Source organism: Calditrichota bacterium (genome assembly GCA_013151735.1).
GTDB lineage: Bacteria > Zhuqueibacterota > JdFR-76 > JdFR-76 > BMS3Abin05 > BMS3Abin05.
On the sequence record JAADHR010000093.1, the window covers coordinates 29,561 to 30,603 of the forward strand.

Annotated in this window: 2 protein-coding genes; both read right to left on the reverse strand. The window is 45.5% G+C overall.

Translation table 11 applies throughout. From position 1 onward, the window contains the following. Window positions 1–239, reverse strand: a 239-nt coding sequence (locus GXO76_06505; protein ID NOY77506.1) for a hypothetical protein, incomplete at its 3' end; no start/stop codon positions are given. 52 nt (window positions 240–291) lie between these two features. Next, window positions 292–975 (reverse strand): FecR domain-containing protein, encoded by a 684-nt coding sequence (locus GXO76_06510; protein NOY77507.1) that lies wholly within the window; start codon window positions 973–975, stop codon window positions 292–294. Window positions 976–1,043: the final 68 nt, after the last annotated feature.

Sequence of the window (1,043 nt, forward strand, 5' to 3'; positions counted from 1 at the left end):
TACCCCTGTCCGGTAGGTTGCAGTTCCAGATATTTGTAAGAGGCATCATTCACGGTTTTGTAGTAAACGCGCACCTGTTCGGTCTGGGTTCCATCGTTCAATAGGCGCACTGTAATTGGAATAGGCTGGTTTTCTTTCACAAAGGCCTGCTGAATGTGGACAATCTTAATCTGGCCATAAGATACCGCTACCAATCCTAAAAGTACAATCCATCCAAAGAAAAGTTGTTTGATTTTCATGTATATTCCGTCTCTCGTTTTTACCATTTTCTCCAATCCACCCGATTCCCGACTATTTGTAGTAGATTTTCATGTGCTTCTTTGTACCGTCTTTATCCTCAAATTCAATATCAAGCACCTTTTCTTCGCCGGTGCTGCTGGATTTTGCCCATCCCGGGGCCTGGCCCGGCTTGATTTTTTTTACCTTCGGCTCGGATTTCCCATCCGAAAAACCCGACTCTCCGGCGTGAACCAGAACCGTTCCCAGTTGATTAATGAGTTCTACAATCCCTTTGGTGGCAAAGATACTGACATTTCCATCCTGATCGACAATGGTGTAAAACTCCGTGCCCTTTACCGCTGCCACGCCTGTCGGTGTTTCGATTCGAAAATCAGACGCGACCTGCGGAGAAACATGCACCCAGGCTTCACCCATCTCCATAAAAATACGCTTGGTAAAGGTTTTTTTCTGGCGCTTTCCCCGAATAATGACGTCCGAATTACCCCGGATTTTCATCATACTCTTATCATCGGTGAAAATCAACGCCGTAAATCCATCCTGGTCGGTTCGGATTTGATCGCCGGCATCCAGGCGGGATCCCCGCTTTGCATGCACAGACCGATTGTTCTCCGCCTTTACGATGTTCACCTTTCCTTTCACCTTAAAAATAAGGGCGATGTCCCGATCGGTTTTTCCCATCAGGGTAGTACTCATAAACGTAAGAAATAATAGAATGATCAGGGGAAGCTTTTTCATAAGCCCTCCGTTTGGTTGTTATCACACATTACATTTTTTGCTCTACGCCGGGTATGCTATTTAAAAAA